This window comes from Streptomyces sp. NBC_00878 (assembly GCF_026341515.1).
In the GTDB taxonomy this organism is placed as follows: domain Bacteria; phylum Actinomycetota; class Actinomycetes; order Streptomycetales; family Streptomycetaceae; genus Streptomyces.
Genome location: NZ_JAPEOK010000001.1, coordinates 3,542,848 through 3,561,093 on the forward strand (window position 1 = coordinate 3,542,848; position 18,246 = coordinate 3,561,093).

The 18,246-nt window shown below is 70.6% G+C and carries 18 protein-coding genes; 8 read left to right on the forward strand and 10 right to left on the reverse strand.

The annotated features are described in order from the left end of the window. Positions 1-51: 51 nt before the first annotated feature. Together OHA11_RS14670 and OHA11_RS14675 are read left to right on the forward strand one after the other, a co-directional pair. Entirely contained in the window at positions 52-2,493 is a 2,442-nt protein-coding gene (locus OHA11_RS14670; protein WP_266496247.1) for a ribonucleoside-diphosphate reductase subunit alpha, read from the forward strand. Next, positions 2,493-3,545 carry a ribonucleotide-diphosphate reductase subunit beta gene (locus tag OHA11_RS14675; RefSeq protein WP_266496249.1) on the forward strand — a complete coding sequence of 351 codons (1,053 nt, stop codon included), beginning with the start codon at positions 2,493-2,495 and terminating at the stop codon, positions 3,543-3,545. Before OHA11_RS14670 ends, OHA11_RS14675 begins: the two co-directional genes overlap by 1 nt. Here the strand turns inward: OHA11_RS14675 and OHA11_RS14680 are convergent. After that, the gene (locus tag OHA11_RS14680) at positions 3,458-3,694 is read right to left on the reverse strand and encodes a hypothetical protein (RefSeq protein ID WP_189837538.1); all 237 of its coding nucleotides are present in this window, start codon (positions 3,692-3,694) and stop codon (positions 3,458-3,460) included. The two genes, OHA11_RS14675 and OHA11_RS14680, sit on opposite strands and share 88 nt — an antisense overlap. A gap of 93 nt (positions 3,695-3,787) precedes the next feature. Between OHA11_RS14680 and OHA11_RS14685 the strand changes: the two genes are divergently transcribed. Further along, on the forward strand, positions 3,788-4,750 hold the full coding sequence (locus OHA11_RS14685; RefSeq protein ID WP_266496255.1) for a helix-turn-helix domain-containing protein: 963 nt from the start codon (positions 3,788-3,790) through the stop codon (positions 4,748-4,750). Positions 4,751-4,779: 29 nt separating this feature from the next. Here the strand turns inward: OHA11_RS14685 and def are convergent, their stop codons facing one another. From def to OHA11_RS14725, 8 genes are all read right to left on the reverse strand, one after another. Then, positions 4,780-5,433, reverse strand: a complete 654-nt coding sequence (gene def / locus OHA11_RS14690; RefSeq protein WP_266496258.1) for a peptide deformylase — start codon at positions 5,431-5,433, stop codon at positions 4,780-4,782. A 159-nt stretch (positions 5,434-5,592) separates the two neighbouring features. After that, entirely contained in the window at positions 5,593-6,573 is a 981-nt protein-coding gene (locus tag OHA11_RS14695; protein WP_266496261.1) for a hypothetical protein, read from the reverse strand. A gap of 117 nt (positions 6,574-6,690) precedes the next feature. Beyond that, positions 6,691-7,944, reverse strand: a complete 1,254-nt coding sequence (locus OHA11_RS14700; RefSeq protein WP_266496264.1) for an HD-GYP domain-containing protein — start codon at positions 7,942-7,944, stop codon at positions 6,691-6,693. Positions 7,945-8,110: 166 nt separating this feature from the next. Continuing rightward, positions 8,111-9,550 (reverse strand): HD-GYP domain-containing protein, encoded by a 1,440-nt coding sequence (locus OHA11_RS14705; RefSeq protein ID WP_266496267.1) that lies wholly within the window; start codon positions 9,548-9,550, stop codon positions 8,111-8,113. A gap of 238 nt (positions 9,551-9,788) precedes the next feature. Continuing rightward, positions 9,789-10,109, reverse strand: coding sequence for a mycothiol system anti-sigma-R factor (gene rsrA / locus OHA11_RS14710; RefSeq protein WP_266496270.1), 321 nt, complete (start codon positions 10,107-10,109; stop codon positions 9,789-9,791). Then, entirely contained in the window at positions 10,106-10,786 is a 681-nt protein-coding gene (gene sigR / locus OHA11_RS14715) for an RNA polymerase sigma factor SigR (protein ID WP_266496273.1), read from the reverse strand. The genes rsrA and sigR overlap by 4 nt, the downstream gene beginning before the upstream one ends. 256 nt (positions 10,787-11,042) lie before the next feature. Then, a complete protein-coding gene (locus OHA11_RS14720) occupies positions 11,043-11,699 on the reverse strand; it encodes an alpha/beta family hydrolase (RefSeq protein ID WP_266496276.1) in 657 nt (218 codons plus the stop codon). A 47-nt stretch (positions 11,700-11,746) separates the two neighbouring features. Next, entirely contained in the window at positions 11,747-12,562 is an 816-nt protein-coding gene (locus tag OHA11_RS14725; RefSeq protein WP_266496279.1) for an SOS response-associated peptidase, read from the reverse strand. A gap of 105 nt (positions 12,563-12,667) precedes the next feature. Between OHA11_RS14725 and OHA11_RS14730 the strand changes: the two genes are divergently transcribed. The 4 genes from OHA11_RS14730 (at position 12,668) to OHA11_RS14745 (ending at position 16,463) form a co-directional block, all read left to right on the forward strand. Next, positions 12,668-13,390, forward strand: coding sequence for a M50 family metallopeptidase (locus OHA11_RS14730; RefSeq protein WP_266496281.1), 723 nt, complete (start codon positions 12,668-12,670; stop codon positions 13,388-13,390). A gap of 173 nt (positions 13,391-13,563) precedes the next feature. Beyond that, positions 13,564-14,880, forward strand: coding sequence for a 3-phosphoshikimate 1-carboxyvinyltransferase (aroA, locus tag OHA11_RS14735; protein WP_266496282.1), 1,317 nt, complete (start codon positions 13,564-13,566; stop codon positions 14,878-14,880). A 16-nt stretch (positions 14,881-14,896) separates the two neighbouring features. Beyond that, positions 14,897-15,907 (forward strand): ribosome small subunit-dependent GTPase A, encoded by a 1,011-nt coding sequence (rsgA, locus tag OHA11_RS14740; protein WP_266496284.1) that lies wholly within the window; start codon positions 14,897-14,899, stop codon positions 15,905-15,907. A gap of 232 nt (positions 15,908-16,139) precedes the next feature. Next, the gene (locus OHA11_RS14745; protein WP_200395956.1) at positions 16,140-16,463 is read left to right on the forward strand and encodes a multidrug efflux SMR transporter; all 324 of its coding nucleotides are present in this window, start codon (positions 16,140-16,142) and stop codon (positions 16,461-16,463) included. A 112-nt stretch (positions 16,464-16,575) separates the two neighbouring features. Here the strand turns inward: OHA11_RS14745 and OHA11_RS14750 are convergent, their stop codons facing one another. Further along, entirely contained in the window at positions 16,576-17,187 is a 612-nt protein-coding gene (locus OHA11_RS14750) for a TetR/AcrR family transcriptional regulator (protein ID WP_266496289.1), read from the reverse strand. A 242-nt stretch (positions 17,188-17,429) separates the two neighbouring features. Here OHA11_RS14750 and hisN point away from each other — a divergent pair, with 242 nt between their 5' ends. After that, positions 17,430-18,230 carry a histidinol-phosphatase gene (hisN, locus tag OHA11_RS14755; RefSeq protein WP_266496292.1) on the forward strand — a complete coding sequence of 267 codons (801 nt, stop codon included), beginning with the start codon at positions 17,430-17,432 and terminating at the stop codon, positions 18,228-18,230. The last annotated feature ends 16 nt before the right edge of the window (positions 18,231-18,246 follow it).

Consider the following 18,246-nt stretch of genomic DNA (forward strand, 5'->3'; position numbering starts at 1 on the left):
CCCCGAACCCCTCTCCCCGCAGGCCCCGTGCCGAGCGAGGGAGAGCCCCACGTGACCATCGCGCCAGCCGATCCGGTCTCAGCGAATGCGCCCCTGAACCAGCAGGACAGGGCCGAGGCCGACGGACCGGGAGCCGTGTTGCTGCGGACCCTGACCGACCTCACCGCCGACCTCCCCGACGCCGATCCCGGCAGGGTCGCCGCCGCCGCGCTGCGCGGCCGGTCCTCCGTCGGAGCCGCCGGGGTCACCGCGGAGCTGCGCGAGTTGGCCACGGAGGCGGCCGCGGGCCTCATCTCCGAGGACCCCGTGTACTCGAAGCTGGCCGCCCGCCTGCTGACGATCAGCATCGCCGCGGAGGCCGCCTCGCAGGGGGTCCGGTCCTTCTCCGAGTCCGTCGCGGTCGGGCATCGCGAGGGCCTGATCGCCGACCGCACCGCCGAGTTCGTACGGACCCACGCGGCCCGCCTGGACGCGCTGATCGACCTCGAAGGCGACGACCGCTTCGGCTACTTCGGCCTGCGCACGCTGCACAGCCGCTACCTCCTGCGGCACCCGATCACCCGCCAGGTGATCGAGACGCCCCAGCACTTCATGCTCCGGGTGGCGTCCGGTCTCGCCGAGGACACCGGGCCCGACCCGGAAGCGCGGACGAGGTCCGTCGACGAAGTCGCCGCGCTCTACGGGCTGATGAGCCGCCTCGACTACCTGCCGTCCTCCCCCACCCTCTTCAACTCCGGTACGCGGCACCCCCAGATGTCGTCCTGCTACCTCCTCGACTCCCCGCTGGACGAGCTGGACTCCATCTACGACCGCTACCACCAGGTGGCCCGGCTCTCCAAGCACGCGGGCGGCATCGGCATCGCGTACTCCCGTGTCCGCTCCCGCGGTTCCCTGATCCGCGGGACGAACGGGCACTCCAACGGCATCGTGCCGTTCCTGAAGACCCTCGACGCCTCGGTGGCCGCCGTGAACCAGGGTGGCCGGCGCAAGGGCGCCGCCGCGGTCTACCTGGAGACCTGGCACTCCGACATCGAGGAGTTCCTGGAGCTGCGCGACAACACCGGTGAGGACGCCCGGCGTACGCACAACCTGAACCTCGCGCACTGGATCCCGGACGAGTTCATGCGCCGGGTGAACGAGGACCGCGTGTGGTCGCTGTTCTCGCCGTCGGACGTGCCCGAGCTGGTCGACCTGTGGGGCGAGGAGTTCGACGCCGCGTACCGCAAGGCGGAGGAGCAGGGCCTCGCCAAGAAGACGATCCCGGCCCGCGACCTGTACGGCCGCATGATGCGCACCCTCGCGCAGACCGGCAACGGCTGGATGACCTTCAAGGACGCCGCCAACCGCACGGCCAACCAGACCGCGCTGCCCGGCCACACGGTCCACTCCTCCAACCTCTGCACGGAGATCCTGGAGGTCACGGACGACGGGGAGACGGCGGTCTGCAACCTCGGCTCGGTGAACCTGGGTGCCTTTGTCGACACGGCACCCGGGGCCACTGACGTCATCGACTGGGAGCGGCTGGACGCGACCGTCCGTACGGCCGTCACGTTCCTCGACCGGGTCGTGGACATCAACTTCTACCCGACCGAGCAGGCGGGCCGCTCCAACGCCAGGTGGCGGCCGGTCGGCCTGGGCGCGATGGGCCTGCAGGACGTCTTCTTCAAGCTGCGGCTGCCCTTCGACTCCCCGGAGGCCAAGGCGCTCTCCACGCGGATCGCCGAGCGCGTCATGCTCGCCGCGTACGAGGCGTCCGCCGACCTCGCCGAGCGGAGCGGCCCGCTGCCCGCCTGGGAGAAGACCCGTACGGCACGGGGCGTGCTGCACCCCGACCACTACGACGTGGAGCTGAACTGGCCGGAGCGCTGGGCGGCGCTGCGCGAGCGGATCGCGGCGACCGGGATGCGCAACTCCCTCCTCCTCGCCATCGCGCCCACCGCCACCATCGCGTCCATCGCGGGCGTCTACGAGTGCATCGAGCCGCAGGTCTCCAACCTGTTCAAGCGCGAGACGCTCTCCGGCGAGTTCCTCCAGGTCAACTCCTACCTGGTGGCCGAGCTGAAGAAGCTCGGCGTGTGGGACGCGCAGACCCGGGAGGCGCTGCGCGAGGCGAACGGCTCGGTGCAGGGCTTCACCTGGGTGCCGCAGGACGTGCGCGATCTGTACCGCACGGCGTGGGAGATCCCGCAGCGCGACCTGATCGACATGGCGGCGGCCCGGACCCCGTTCCTGGACCAGTCCCAGTCGCTGAACCTGTTCCTGGAGACGCCGACCATCGGCAAGCTCTCCTCGATGTACGCGTACGCCTGGAAGTCGGGGCTGAAGACGACGTACTACCTGCGCTCGCGCCCGGCGACACGCATCGCCCGTGCCGCGGGTTCCTCGTCGGCCGCGGCAGCCCCCATTCCCGTACAGGCGACTCCCGCGACTCCCGACGAGGACGCCGTCGCCTGCTCCCTTGAGAACCCCGAGTCCTGCGAGGCGTGCCAGTAATGACCACCGCTCCCGAGAACACCCAGAACGCCGAGTACACCGGAAAGACCCAGAAGAACCTGCTCGACCCCGGCTTCGAGCTGACCCTCCGCCCCATGCGCTACCCGGACTTCTACGAGCGCTACCGGGACGCGATCAAGAACACCTGGACCGTCGAGGAGGTCGACCTCCACTCGGACGTGTCCGACCTGGCGAAGCTGTCACCGGGTGAGCAGCACATGATCGGCCGGCTGGTCGCGTTCTTCGCGACGGGCGACTCGATCGTGTCGAACAACCTGGTGCTGACGCTCTACAAGCACATCAACTCCCCCGAGGCGCGGCTGTACTTGAGCCGTCAGCTCTTCGAGGAGGCCGTGCACGTCCAGTTCTATCTGACGCTGCTCGACACGTATCTGCCGGACCCGCAGGACAGGGCCGCGGCCTTCGACGCCGTGGAGAGCATCCCGTCCATCCGCGAGAAGGCCGAGTTCTGCTTCAAGTGGATCAACGAGGTCGAGAAGCTGGACCGGCTGGAGACGCAGGCCGACCGCCGCCGCTTCCTGCTGAACCTCATCTGCTTCGCCGCGTGCATCGAGGGGCTGTTCTTCTACGGTGCCTTCGCGTACGTCTACTGGTTCCGCAGCCGGGGTCTGCTGCACGGTCTGGCGACGGGCACCAACTGGGTGTTCCGCGACGAGACGATGCACATGAGCTTCGCCTTCGAGGTCGTGGACACCGTCCGCAAGGAGGAGCCTGAGCTCTTCGACGACCTGCTCCGGGAGCAGGTCACCGACATGCTCCGGGAGGCCGTCGAGGCCGAGCTGCAGTTCGCGCGCGACCTGTGCGGTGACGGCCTCCCGGGGATGAACACCGACTCGATGAGGCAGTACCTGGAGTGCGTCGCCGACCAGCGTCTGACGCGCCTCGGCTTCGCTCCGGTGTACGGCTCCGAGAACCCCTTCTCCTTCATGGAGCTGCAGGGCGTTCAGGAGCTGACCAACTTCTTCGAGCGCCGGCCTTCGGCGTACCAGGTGGCGGTGGAGGGTTCGGTCGGCTTCGACGAGGACTTCTGATCCTTGCGGTGTCCCTGCTCGGCCTCCCTGAGCTGACGGTCGATGCGCCGGTCGCGCACGATGCCGATCACCGAGGGGAGGACGAGCAGGACCAGGATTCCGAGGACGAAGAGCATTGAGATCAGGCCTTCCAGCTGTGTCGTTTCCATGGACACCACTGTCGCGCCGATTGCTCCTTACCGTGAGTGGCAGGACTGCCGCTCACCCTCGATTTCCTGCCAGATCGGGTGCACACTGGCAGCATGCTGAAGAACGTGGCCGTCGTCCTGCTCAACGGCGTGCATCCCTTCGAACTCGGCGTGGTCTGCGAGGTGTTCGGCCTCGACCGCAGCGACCAGGGCCTGCCCGTGTACGACTTCGCGGTCGCCTCCGCCGAGGGGCCGACGCTGCGCACGCACGCCGGCTTCTCCGTGCACACCGAGCACGGGCTCGAACGGCTGGAGAGCGCCGACCTGATCGCCGTACCGGCCGGGAACACGTATGCGACCCGGGAGTATCCGCCGGAGCTGCTCGACGCGCTGCGCCGGGCGGTCGAGCGGGGTGCCCGGGTGCTCAGCGTCTGCTCCGGAGTGTTCGTGCTCGCCGCCGCGGGGCTCCTCGACGGGCGGCGGTGCGCCGCGCACTGGCGGCACGCGGACGAACTCGCCCAGCGGTATCCGCGCATCGACGTCGAGCCGGACGTCCTGTACGTCGACGAGGGCCCGGTGATCACCTCCGCCGGCACCGCCGCCGGCATCGACGCCTGTCTGCACATCGTGCGCGAGGCGCACGGGCCCGAGGTCGCGAACGCCATCGCGCGCCGCATGGTGGTGCCGCCGCACCGCGACGGCGGCCAGGCCCAGTACATCGAGCGGCCGCTGCCGCGCTCGCAGTGCGACACGGTCGGTGAGGTGCTCGTCTGGATGGAGCGCCACCTCGACAAGGAGGTGACCGTCGAGCAGCTCGCCGCTCGCGCGCTCATGTCCCCGCGCACGTTCGCCCGCCGCTTCCAGCAGGAGACGGGCACGACTCCGTACCGCTGGCTGCTGCGTCAACGGGTGCTGCTGGCCCAGGAGTTGCTGGAGGGTACGGACGAGACGATGGACTTCATCGCGGACCGCACGGGATTCGGGACCGCGGCCGCGCTGCGCCACCAGTTCGTCCGCTCGCTGGGCACGACCCCGAACGCGTACCGGCGCACGTTCAGGGGCACACAGGCCGCCTGAACGCGCGCCGGTAGCGTGATGGCGGTGGTTCAGTCGTTCGCGACGACGGGGTACCGCGGCTCGTTCTCGGCCATCTGCCGCAGCGCGTCCTTGCGCTCGCGCTTGGAGAGCCGGTCGATGTACAGGTACCCGTACAGGTGGTCCGTCTCGTGCTGGAGACAGCGCGCGAAGTAGCCGGTACCGCGCACCTTGATCGGGTTGCCCTTCTCGTCCTGCCCGGTGACCTCGGCGTAGTCGGGCCGGGCGAGCGGCACGTACGCGGTCGGCACGGACAGGCAGCCCTCGTTGCTCTCGTCCAGCTGGCGCCGCTCGGCGGGCAGCTCGACGAGCACGGGGTTGCAGACCACGCCGACGTGCCGCTTGCCCTCATCGTCCGGACAGTCGTAGACGAAGACCTTCAGGTCGACGCCGACCTGGTTGGCGGCCAGGCCCACGCCCTCGGCGGTGTGCTGGCTGGCGAACATGTCGTCGACCAGCTTGGCGAGGTCGTCGCCGAACTCCGTGACGTCCTTGCACTCCTTGTGCAGTACGGGATTTCCCACGACCGTGATGGGCCGCGAGGAACCGCGCCCGCGATAGGCCGCCTCACGCTCCCCCGCGTCGTCCTCACTGTCGATGACGAAGCCCTCGTCGTCCACGGGGAGCACGCCCACGTGCTGCTGATCGATGTCCTGCTGCGCCATGACCGACGTAAGCCTTCCTCGGAAACTGGGTGGTGATGCTGATACAGGGTACGGGGGGCACGCCCCTGAAAGGGGCGCGGGACTGTGCCGATATGCGGCTCCGCCGCGGGGCGCGACCAGCCACGGACGGCCCGCAGCCGACAACGGTCCGCGCAACCCCTAACAAACCTCTTCGAGATCCCGCCAGTCCCGGGACTCAGGACTGTCGGCAACCCACCCGTCCAACAGCCCCTTCACCAACGAGGCGGGGGCGGCAAGCCCACACTCCCGCTCAGGCACCCACAGTTGCCCATCAGTGCGATGCCCGAGCGGCCCCGGATGCCCCGGCTCACTGTGATCATGCGGATCGAGATGCTCGCCGTCCCCCTCGTCGGACGGCATCCGCGACTCGGAACACATCCGGCAGAGCAGCCGCACGGAGGACGACCAGTCCTCGGCAGCGAACCCGGCGTCGGCCGCCAGCCGTTCCAAGGCGTTCCGGTCGTCCTCGGTCTCGGCTTCCAGAAGCACGACCCAGGTCGGCACGGGAGAGGGCGCCCACAGCTCGATCTCGTCGAACACGGGATACGCGTGCCCCGCGGCGGTCGTCCGCTCGCCGTGCGGAACCCCGTCGTGCAGCACGACCTCGCCCCAGCGCCGCCCGGAGGACGGCAGCGGAATGGAGAGGACCTCGATCCGGGCGGGGTCGAGCCGCCGCCCCCACACCACCTCGGCCTCGCCCTCGGGAGACAGCCGTACGGCCGCACTGCCGAGGTCCATGCCCACCGGTTCTCCCGAAGCGGTGGCGCCGCCGGGCACCCGCAGCCCGTAGGCCTGCCAGGCCCGCCGGGCCAGCGGCCAGTCCTGGAGGGCGGTGGCCGCGATGCCGACGTTCCACCAATCAGGGGCCCCGGTCTCCCGGTCGAGCAGTGCCACGGCCCTCAGACCGGCCGCCCGCGCCTGCTCCCAGTCGTGCCGGAACTTGTGCAGCAGCGCGAGGTTGAACCACGACTCGGACAGCCAGGGCTCCAGGTCCGCGGCACGCGTGAGCAGCGCTCCCGCGTCCTCGTACCGGCCGTCGCCGATCAGCGTGAACGCGCGGTCGGTGGCCTGCCGCCATGAGGCGGAGGGCCGGTGCCGTCCCTTGCCGAAGATCCTCACGATTCCCGCCTGCCAGTTCGTTGAAGAGCGTGCAGCCTCGGGCTGGACTGTGCCCCCTGATGTCCTCTTCCTCGCATCCAACCACGTACGGTCGGACGCCCGCTCATTACCCATGGGTTACCCAGCCAGGGGCAGCATAAGACTGCCCCTCGCGAGCACCCTGGCCAGCGACTCCACGACCTCGGGCTGATAGTCCCGGGCGGTGCCGAGCCGCAGTTCCGCCAAGGCTTTGAGGGGCCCGCCGGGACCTGCTTCCCGGACTTTCTCCTCGTACGCGTTCACCACCCGTACGATCCTGGCACTGACCGGCTGTTCGCGGTACGGGTCCGCCTGCCGCTCCACCACCACGGCGACCTCCGCGTCCACCCCGGTCTGGCGCACCACGGCGCCGCCGAGCAGGGCGATGCGCCGCTGGTCGGCGGGGGCGAGGACGGCCGTGGCCCCCGCGGGGACGGGATCGACGAGGGACAGCTGCCCGATGTCGTGCATCAGGGCCGCGTACTCCAGAACGGTCAGTTCGGGCTCGGAGAGCCCCAGCTCACGGCCGACGGCCCGGCTGAGCGCGGCCACGCGTCTGGCATGCCCGGCCGGGGTGTAGCCGGCGATCTCGGTGGCCCGGGCGAGGGAGGCGATGGTCTGGCGGTAGGTGGTCCGCACGGCCGCGTACCGCCGGAAGGACAGCTGGGTGAGCAGCAGCGGCAGGGAGAACACGGGCAGCGCCCACAGGCCGGCGACGGCGACCGCGAGCGCCATGACGGCGCCGGTCGCGCAGACCGCAGACCCGATGCCGAGTGTGCCCCGCAGTTCGTCCCGCAGCAACGGCCCGAACGGCCACCGGGTCCGCGCGTGCGCCATGGCGGCGGCCAGGACGGCGTCCCACAGCGCGGTCAGCACGAGCAGCGCGACGACGAGGGCCGCGTACGTGGGTCCGTCGCCGGCCCACTCCTTCAACCTGCCCTGGTTGTAGAGGGGTTGGAAGCACACGGCGGCGAAGGCGACGGTCAGGACGCGGCGTGTGAGGTGGTCGGCGGTGGGCCCGTGCCCCTTGGCCACATGCGGCACGCACCCCACCAGCGAGGCCGCCACGACGACGGCGACGACCTGCGGAACCCCGTGGTGGGTGGTCTGCCCGCCGTTCTCCCCGAGCAACGCGTACGCGAGGGCCCCGGCGGCCCCGAGCGGCGCCGCCTCCCGCTGCTCGGCTTCACCCCACCGAGCGAGCTCCCCCACGGCGATCAGCAGTCCGAAGGCGAGGGCGCCCCCGCGTTCGTCGAGGCCGTGCCAGAGGGTGACGCCGAGGGAGACGGCCACGAGAAGGGCGGCGGTGGCACGGGCGAGGGTGAGCACTGGCAGGGGGCGCGGAGGTTTCACGGGAACCTCGGGCGGGCGGTGCGGGTGGTGACTCGGCGGGCGGAGTGGAGGGCGGATGCTCGGCGGCGCACAGACACGCGGCAGGCGGAAGCCGAGGAGGGGACTCGGTCGGGCAGGCAGGCGTGGGGGCCGGTGGCTCGTGAGGGCGGCGGGATGCCTGGGGCGGTCATGGCGTGGGTCCGCCGACGCTTTTGCGGTGACCTGAGGGCGTGCTGGAAACGGGCGGAGTGGGTGGGTAAGGCTCGTCGCCCAGCGGCAACCGCAGCGGCGTTTCGTCCGCCGTCACGGCAGGATGCCACCCCCGCCGACCAAGGCCCCGTACCAACGCCTCCACCATCCGCGGATCGAACTGCGCACCCGCACACCGCTCCAACTCCTCCAACGCGGCGGCCACAGGCCGCGCCCGCCGGTACGACCGAGTGGACGTCATCGCGTCGAAGGCGTCCGCGACCGCCACCACCCGCGCGAACTCCGGGATCTGGCCCCCCTTCAGCCCGTACGGATACCCGCTCCCGTCCAGCCGCTCATGGTGATGCAGGATCGCCGACCTCGCCTCCCCCAGAAAGCCGATCCCGCGCACCATCTCGTGCCCGTACTCGGGATGCAGCTCGATCACCCGCCGCTCCTCGGGCGTCAGCGGGCCGTCCTTGCGCAACAGCCGCGTGGGAACCCCGAGTTTGCCCACGTCGTGCAGGATCCCGGCGAACCTGAGCACCTCGGCCCGCTCGTCGTCCATGCCCAGTTCACGCGCGATCACCATCGACGCCTGGCCCACCCGCTCACTGTGCCCGCGTGTGTAGCCGTCCTTGATGTCGACGGCCTGCACGAGCGCCCGGATGGTCGCCTGATGGGCGGCCCGTTCCCGGTGGTACTGCGCGAACACCCACCACGACACGTACATCGGCAACAGCACGAGCAGCGCGGCGACCGGCCCGTACCGGCTGCGCCAGAGCACCGCCATCATCAGCCCGGCGAGCCCGTGCACGGCGACGGGCGCGAGCGAGCGGAGAAAGAGACCGCGCCACGCCGTCCGGACCGGCGCCCTCCCCCGCTGCCCGAAAGGCGTGGGAGGTGCCCCCACGGCGAGCACCAGGATCCCCCCGTCGAGCACGGTCAGCACCAGGCAGAACGCCACGACAGCCGCACCGGCGGTCACGAGAACGTACGGGAAGTCGGACGAGAGGACCGCGTCCCGCCCGCCCAGCGCCCCGTGCACCCACGAGGCGGCCCAGGCCGCGAGCGCGAGCTGCCCGGCCCGCCACACCCGCCGCAGCCACCGCGGCCGCTGCTCGACCCGGGCCGGCAGCGCCCCCGTCAGGGCCACGAGCGCCGCGGCGGCAGGCGGCAGCAGAAAGGCCGCGGCGAGGATCACGGGCGTCTGCCACCTGGGGGAACCACCCGCTTCCCCGGACACCCTCGCGCCCTCGGGTGTGCGACCCGCCGCGAACCGGCTTCCGGCGAGCCGTTCGCAGCCCGCGCAGAGTGCCGCGAAGAGCAGCACCGCACCCCAGGGGGCGTGCGCGGCCCGTACCGGGACGACACAGCACACCGCTGCGAGCGCGGTGCAGACGACGTAGACACGCGCCCACGGCGAAACCGGCCGCATGGCGCTCCCTTCCCTGTGGCCCGGCCCTCCGGCACAAGCCCCTTACAGGCCTTGAGACATGGAGGACGACGATAGGGCGGCCGGGCACGGCTCGGGGAAGGCATGGCACGATTGGCCGGGCACGGGAGGCAGATTCGCCCGTTCGAGTGAGCTCACACGGCACCGCAGGAACCACAGGGACCCGCAGCGATCACAGGGGACCCGCAGGGACCACAGGGCCCCGCAGGAATCGGAACCCTCAGCCCTCGGTGGCAGCGCCGCTGATGTCGGCGACCGTGGTGACGTCGTGCTCGGGCACGGTCTCGCCGGAGCGGATCAGCTCGATACGGCCCATGACCTTCGCCCGCAGATCGGTCGGCACGTCGTCATGGCCGCAGCACCGCTTGACCAACTTCTTCACGGCCTGCTCAAGGCCGTACTTCTCCAGGCACGGGGAGCACTCCTCGAAGTGCACCTCGAACTTGGTGCAGTCGGCATCCGGCATCTCCCGGTCGAGGAACTCGTAGAGATGATCGAGTACTTCACTGCAGTCCGTCTCGTGCGGCTCTCCGCAGCTCATGAGCCCGAGCCTTTCGTTCCGTCCGAATCCCCGGCGCCCGCCGGGACCAGGCCGCGGTCCTTCGCGTAGTCCTCGAGCATGCCGCGCAGTTGGCGGCGGCCCCGGTGCAGCCGGGACATCACCGTACCGATGGGTGTCCCCATGATGTCCGCGATCTCCTTGTACGCAAAGCCTTCTACATCAGCGAGGTAGACGGCGATGCGGAATTCCTCGGGGATCGCCTGCAGCGCTTCCTTGACGTCCGAGTCGGGCAGGTGATCGAGCGCCTGCGACTCGGCGGAGCGCAGACCGGTCGACATGTGCGACTCGGCGCGCGCCAGCTGCCAGTCCTCGATCTCCTCGGCGGCGGACCGCTGGGGCTCGCGCTGCTTCTTGCGGTACGAGTTGATGAAGGTGTTGGTGAGGATCCGGTACAGCCACGCCTTGAGGTTGGTGCCTTCGCGGAACTGGTGGAAGGACGCGTACGCCTTCGCGTACGTCTCCTGCACCAGGTCCTCGGCGTCGGCCGGGTTCCGCGTCATGCGCAGCGCGGCCGAGTACATCTGGTCGAGGAACTCCAGCGCGTCCCGCTCGAAGCGCGCACTGCGCTCGGCGGTCGACTCGCCGCTGCCCGTGCCCTCGGGCTGCTCCGCCTGGCCGTGTTCGGTCCCTGCGTCGGTCCCTGTGACCGGACCCACCTCCTCCAGAGTCTGGGCAGGACCGAAGCCGGTCCTACCAGATTCGGAGGATAGACGACGATCCGGCCCGCCCGCCGCCCGAATAGGGGTGGTCTTCGCCGCACGCAGAACCGACCAATCCAGGTCAGCCTTACTGCTACGGCTCGGGCAGATGGTCGAACCCATGCGGCGGACTTCCTCTCATGCGACTTCTCACAGCACGTGTCGTGCTGTCTGGTTCGCACAACAGTGGTCCGGAGCTCAGCATTCCCGGGGGTCACCCGAGTGAGGAGGTCCACTTCAGTACGCCGTCGGTGACGATCTTCAGGGCCTGGTCCTGGTCGATCGGGGCACGCTTCGGCACGGCGAAGCCATGATCGCCGTACGGCACCTCGACCAGCTCGTACGCACCCTCGGAGGACTCGTACGCGCCCTCCGGGAACTCCTCCGGCCTGCCGAACGGGTCGTGGCCGCCCTGGACGACGAGCGTGGGCACCCCGGAGCCGAGCAGCTCGTCGGCCCGGGACTTCTCCGGCTTCCCCGGCGGATGGAGGGGGAAGCTGAGCGCGAGGACGGCGTGGGCGCCGAGTTCGGTGGCCGTGCGGCAGGCCACGCGGGCTCCGGCGCTGCGGCCGCCCGCGATCACGGGCAGTCCGGGCTTCGCCAGGGCGGGCCACACGCCTCGCCATCCCACGTCCAGCGTCTTCGGCGCGGGCGCCACCTTCTTGCCCGCGACCCGCCAGGGCTGCTCGACGAGGGCCACGCTCACACCGTGCGCGGGCAGCTCGGCGGCGAGCGCCCGGAGGTCGCGCGCCTCGATCCCACCGCCGGCGCCATGGCTGACGGCCAGCACCAGCCGCGCCGCCCTGGCCCGGTGCCAGGTGACACGGGCCGTACCCGCGTCGGTGTCGATGGTCTCGATGATCTCTGTCACTTGATGTTCTCTGTCACTCGATGATCTCTGTCGCTTGATCCGTCACGTCAGAAGAGTGTGCCCTCTTCGGGCCCCTCCAGCTCCTTCAGCAGCTCCGGCCCGTTGTTGCGGACGTTGCTCACCGCGATCGAGACGGGGTACGCCCGCATCAGCCCCTCCGGCGGCGGGACGAGCAGGGAACGCAGGTCCTCGACGTCCGTACGGGACGGGTCGAGCCACGAGTCCCAGCGGTCCGGGGTCAGCATGAGCGGCATCCGCGGGTGGATGTCGGCCAGGGCGCGCGGCCCCTCTTCCGGGGCGACGGCGAGCGGCGCGGTCTCCGCCTCCGTGGTGATGACGGAGCAGGTCACCCACCAGGCCCGCGGATGGTCGTCGGGCAGGGTCCTGTCCCGCCAGAACTCGTACAGCCCGGCCATGGCGAAGACGGATCCGTCGGCGGGGAGTACGAAGTACGGCTGCTTGCGCGGTCGCTTCTTCTTGCCCTCGACCTCCAGGTCGCGCTCGCCGGTGCCGGTCACCCACTCGTAATAGCCGTCGGCGGGGATGACGCAGCGCCGGGTGGCGAAGGCCCGCCGGAACGAGGGCTTCTCGTGGACGGTCTCGGCGCGGGCGTTGATCATCCGGGCGCCGCCCTCGGGGGTCTTCGACCAGGACGGAACGAGGCCCCACTTGAGCTTGCGCAGTTGCCGAACCGGCTTCGGGTCTTCCGCGTCCTTAAGAGGGCGGTCCAGGACCGCGTAGACCTCTTTGGTCGGAGCCACGTTGTAGTCGGGGTCCAGAGCCTCCTGAGGCTCCCACTTCTCGATCTCAAAGATTCCTGCGAGATCCTCGGGCCTACGACTCGCTGCATACCGTCCGCACATACGTGCAACACTGCCAGGCCCGCCCGTCTCCCGACCACCACCCCTCAAAGACGGCGCTGCGCGCCGGCCCCTTTCGACTGCCTGCCAGAGGAGCCCAACCCCACAATGGACAGCATCGCCGCCACCTCGCTGGCCTCCCTCTGGGACGAGGTTTTCGGGAGCCAGCCCGACCCGGACACCTGGGTGGTCATAGCCACGATGGTCGCCGCACTGGCCGTGATCGTGCCGCACAACATATGGCGGCTCTCGCGCAACGCCATCACCATCGCCCACGAGGGCGGCCACGGTCTCGTCGCGCTGCTCACGGGCCGCAGCCTCAGCGGTATCCGGCTGCACTCCGACACCAGCGGCCTCACCGTCAGCCGCGGCAAGCCGACGGGTCTCGGCATGATCCTCACGGCGGCCTCGGGCTACACCGCTCCCCCGCTGCTCGGCCTCGGCGGCGCCGCGCTGCTGGCCGCGGGCCACATCACGGCCCTGCTGTGGCTGGCCACGGTGCTGCTCGTGGCGATGCTGGTGATGATCCGCAACGCGTACGGCGCCCTGACGGTCCTCCTGACCGGCGGCACGTTCGTCGTGGTCTCGTGGCTGGCCGGCCCCCAGGTGCAGGCGGCCTTCGCCTACGCCGTCGTCTGGTTCCTCCTCCTCGGCGGCGTGCGCCCGGCCTTCGAACTCCAGGTCAAGCGAAGCCGAGGCGGAGCCGGCGACTCGGACGCCGACCAACTCTCCCGCCTGACCCACGTCCCGGCAGGCATGTGGCTGTTCCTGTTCCACGCGGTGTCCTTGTGCTCACTGTTGGGCGGAGGCAGGTGGCTACTGGGGCTGTGAAGGCTCCCCCGGAGGGGGGTCTTCAGGGGCGCGGGGAACTGCGCGACCAGCCACACACACGCCGCAGCCGCCCGACCACACCAACCTCCCGAGCTCTTGGGCGCACCCCCACGGAGTGGTTCCGCCGCTTTCGATCAAGATCTCCGTTAGTGGCTAGCCACTAAAGTGAGGGCATGCCCGTTAACGCCGCACACACCGCCCTCTGGCCCGCCCCGCACGCGAGCGGAGCCGTCGACGCGACGGTCCACGTGCCCGGGTCCAAGTCGGTCACCAACCGCGCCCTCGTCCTCGCCGCCCTCGCGGCGGAGCCCGGCTGGCTGCGCCGCCCGCTCCGCTCCCGCGACACCCTCCTGATGGCCGGCGCCCTGCGGGCGATGGGCGTGGGCATCGAGGAGGGCGTGGGCCCCGACGGGTCCGGCGAGGCCTGGCGGGTCATCCCCTCGGGCCTGCACGGCCCGGCCACGGTCGACGTCGGCAACGCCGGCACGGTGATGCGCTTCCTGCCCCCGGTCGCCGCCCTCGCGGACGGCCCCATCCGCTTCGACGGCGACCCGCGTTCGTACGAGCGCCCCCTGAACGGTGTGATCGACGCGCTGCGTGCCCTCGGTGCCCGTATCGACGACGACAGCCGCGGCGCGCTGCCGTTGACCGTGCACGGCTCCGGGGCGCTGGAGGGCGGCCCGGTGGAGATCGACGCGTCCTCGTCGTCCCAGTTCGTGTCGGCGCTGCTGCTGTCCGCCCCGCACTTCAACCAGGGCGTGGAGGTACGGCACACCGGCTCCAGGCTCCCTTCCATGCCGCACATCCGGATGACCGTCGACATGCTGCGGTCGATCGGTGCCCAGGTGGACACCCCGGAGTCGGGCGGCGAGCCGAACGTCTGGCGGGTCACACCGGGCGCGCTCCTCGGCCGCGACCTGACGATCGAGCCGGACCTGTCGAATGCCCAGCCGTTCCTGGCGGCCGCCCTGGTCACCGGCGGCCGGGTCGTCATCCCTGACTGGCCGGTCCGCACCACCCAGCCCGGTGACAAGCTGCGCGAGATCTTCACCGAGATGGGCGGTTCCTGCGAACTGACCGACCGGGGCCTGGAGTTCACCGGCTCCGGCTCGATCCACGGCATCGACGTGGACCTCGGCGAGGTCGGCGAGCTGACCCCGGGCATCGCGGCGGTCGCGGCCCTCGCCGACTCCCCCTCCACCCTCCGCGGCGTGGCCCATCTGCGCCTGCACGAGACGGACCGGCTGGCCGCGCTCACCAAGGAGATCAACGAACTCGGCGGTGACGTCACCGAGACCGCCGACGGCCTCCACATCCGCCCGCGCACGCTGCACGGCGGGACCTTCCACACGTACGACGACCACCGCATGGCCACCGCGGGCGCGATCATCGGCCTCGCGGTCGAGGACGTACGGATCGAGAACGTGGCGACGACGGCGAAGACCCTGCCGGACTTCCCCGATCTGTGGGCCGGAATGCTCGGGAACTGACGGGCGGACCGGGATCATGCGCCGTTACGGCAAGCACACCGACGAGGACGACATCCGCCAGCGCCCGAACCGCAAGGGCAACCGGCCTCGTACGAACATCCGCCCCAAGCACGAGGAAGCGGTCGAGGGCATGGTCCTCACCGTCGACCGGGGCCGCCTGACCTGCCTGGTCGACGACCGTGTCGTCATGGCGATGAAGGCTCGCGAACTGGGCCGCAAGGCCGCGGTCGTCGGCGACCGGGTGGCCATCGTCGGCGACCTGTCCGGCGAGAAGGACACGCTGGCCCGGATCGTCCGCATCGAGCCGCGCACCTCCGTCCTGCGCCGCACGGCCGACGACGACGATCCGTACGAGCGCGTGGTCGTCGCCAACGCCGACCAGTTGGCCATCGTCACAGCCTTGGCCGACCCCGAGCCGCGCCCTCGCCTCATCGACCGCTGCCTGGTGGCGGCGTACGACGGCGGTCTGGACCCCCTGCTGGTCCTGACGAAGTCGGACCTGGCATCTCCTGACGAACTCCTGGAGATGTACGGGGCGTTGGGCGTCCCGTACGTCGTGACGAGCCGTCAGGAGCTGGAGAGCGGCGAGGCGTTGGACCGCGTGCACAAGCAACTGGACGGCAAGATCACGGCCTTCGTCGGACACTCGGGCGTCGGCAAGACGACGCTGGTCAACGCGCTCGTGTCGCGCGAGCGGCGGCGTTCGACGGGCGTGGTCAACGCGGTCACCGGCCGCGGCCGGCACACCACGACGTCGGCCCGGGCGATCCCGCTGCCCGACAACGACGGCTGGGTCGTCGACACTCCGGGCGTACGGTCCTTCGGCCTGCACCATGTGGACCCGTCGCGGGTCATCAAGGCCTTCCCCGACCTGGAGCCCGGCACCGAGGGCTGTCCGCGCGCGTGCAGCCACGACGAGCCGGACTGCGCGCTGGACGAGTGGGTGGCAGAGGGCCACGCGGACCCGGCACGCCTCTATTCACTGCGCCGACTGCTCTCCACGCGCGAGCGACGAGAGGGCGACTGATCTCGCGACCGCTCCTGTCGCTGATCCCGTCACTGGTCCCGTCACTGGTCCCGTCGCTGATCCCGTCGCTGATCGCATGACCGATCCCATGACCGATCGCAATTCCGATCCCGGTGACGATCGCCGCGTGACCTCAGTGTTGTTTGCATCCCCGCTGCGACGGTAAAGGCATAATCGCACCAAGCGGGATGCAAGCGAGACGAAGCGGTCACGGAGCGTGGGAGGGCATCACATGGCGTGGCTGCTGGTTGTCGTGGCGGGGCTCCTGGAGACGGGTTTCGCCGTCTGCCTCAAGCTCTCCCACGGCTTCACGAGACTCTGGCCCACGGTGGCCTTCTGCATCTTCGCGCTGGGCAGCTTCGGCCTCCTCACCCTGTCCCTCAAGAAGCTCGACGTGGGCCCCGCCTACGCGGTCTGGACAGGCATCGGCGCCGCCGGCACCGCCATCTACGGAATGATCTTCCTCGACGACCTGGTCTCCACTCTCAAGATCGTCTCGATCAGCCTGGTGATCATAGGAGTCATCGGCCTTCAGCTGTCGGGCTCGTCCCACTAGCGAACGGCAAGCGACGCGGCCGGTCGTCGGCCTGAACCCACCCACGCCCCGCAGCCGCGCTCAACTCACGGACCGCACAGCCCCGCTCGACTCACGGACCCCACAACCGCGCTCAACTCACGGACCGCACAGTCGCCAGAGCGTCCCGAACCATCCCCGCCGTACCGCCCTCCCCGGCAGGGGCGAGCACGCACGACACCCCCAACCGCGCCGCGAGTTCACAGGCCCGGGCCACCTCCCCGGCCTCGGACTTCGAGGCCCCGGGCGCGGTCAGCGACGCGACGGCACGATCGCGCACAAGGGCCACGAAGTCACCGGGCGAGGGCAACGGCCCATCGGCCCGCCGCTGAGCGGGCACGGCCGAGGAGGACGGCACCGCGGACAAGGTGGGAGACGGCAGCCTCTCCGCCCAGCACCCCGTGAGCATCGCCCGCACCAACACGTTGCCCCGTGCCGCCGAGACCGTCCACTCCGCCGCCGCGGCGAGCCGCTCCCGAGGCTCCGCCCGACTCACCAAGGCCCGCTCCACCCCCGCGAGATACGCATCGGCCTCCCGACGTACGAGGGCCCGTGCGAGCCCCTCCTTGCTCCCGAACTCGTTGTAGAGGGTCTGCCGGGACACCCCGGCCGCGGCGGCCACATCGACCATCCGCACGGCGGACCACGGACGGCGTCCGAGCGCTGTGTAGGCGGCGTCCAGTAGGGATTCCCGCGCTGCAGGCATCGTCGCCTCCCTGGGGCGATCGGCTCTGCGCTTCAGAGTTGACGCGTGCGGGGGCACTGTCAAGGGTTCGCGGCATGACCGGGGGGCGCGGGGCTCCGCAAGGGGGCGCGGGTCTGTTCCGGTCCGCGGCTCGGCCGCGGAGCACGCCCGGCCGCGTCCGACCCGCCCCCGACCCTCACCCGTAACACAACCCCGGTCTCCCCCCGTTCCCCGCGGAGCGTCACGGCAGATACGGTTCGCTCATGCCCGACTATCGCGATGACCTGCGCCTCGCCCATGTCCTGGCGGACGCCGCCGACGCCGCGACGATGGACCGGTTCAAGGCGCTCGACCTCAAGGTCGAGACCAAGCCGGACATGACCCCGGTGAGCGAGGCCGACAAGGCCGCCGAGGAGCTGATCCGCGGCCACCTCCAGCGGGCCCGGCCGCGCGACGCGATCCTCGGCGAGGAGTACGGCGTCGAGGGCACGGGCCCCCGCCGCTGGGTGATCGACCCGATCGACGGCACCAAGAACTACGTACGCGGCGTGCCCGTCTGGGCCACGCTCATCGCGCTGATGGAGGCGGTCGAGGGCGGCTACCAGCCGGTCGTCGGGGTGGTCTCCGCGCCCGCGCTGGCCCGCCGCTGGTGGGCGGCGAAGGGGCACGGCGCGTTCACCGGCCGCAGCCTGTCGTCCGCGTCGCGGCTGAAGGTCTCCCAGGTCTCGCGCATGAAGGACGCGTCCTTCGCGTACTCCTCCCTGGGCGGCTGGGAGGAACGCAGCCTGCTGGACGGCTTCCTGGACCTGACCCGCGAGGTGTGGCGCACGCGCGCGTACGGCGACTTCTGGCCGTACATGCTGGTCGCCGAGGGCTCGGTCGACATCTGCGCGGAGCCCGAACTGTCACTGTGGGACATGGCGGCGAACGCGATCATCGTGACCGAGGCGGGCGGCTCCTTCACGGGCCTCGACGGCCGCCCGGGCCCGCACAGCGGCAACGCGGCGGCATCGAACGGCATCCTCCACGACGAGCTGCTGGGCTATCTGAACCAGCGCTACTGACGCCGCTTACGGCTTG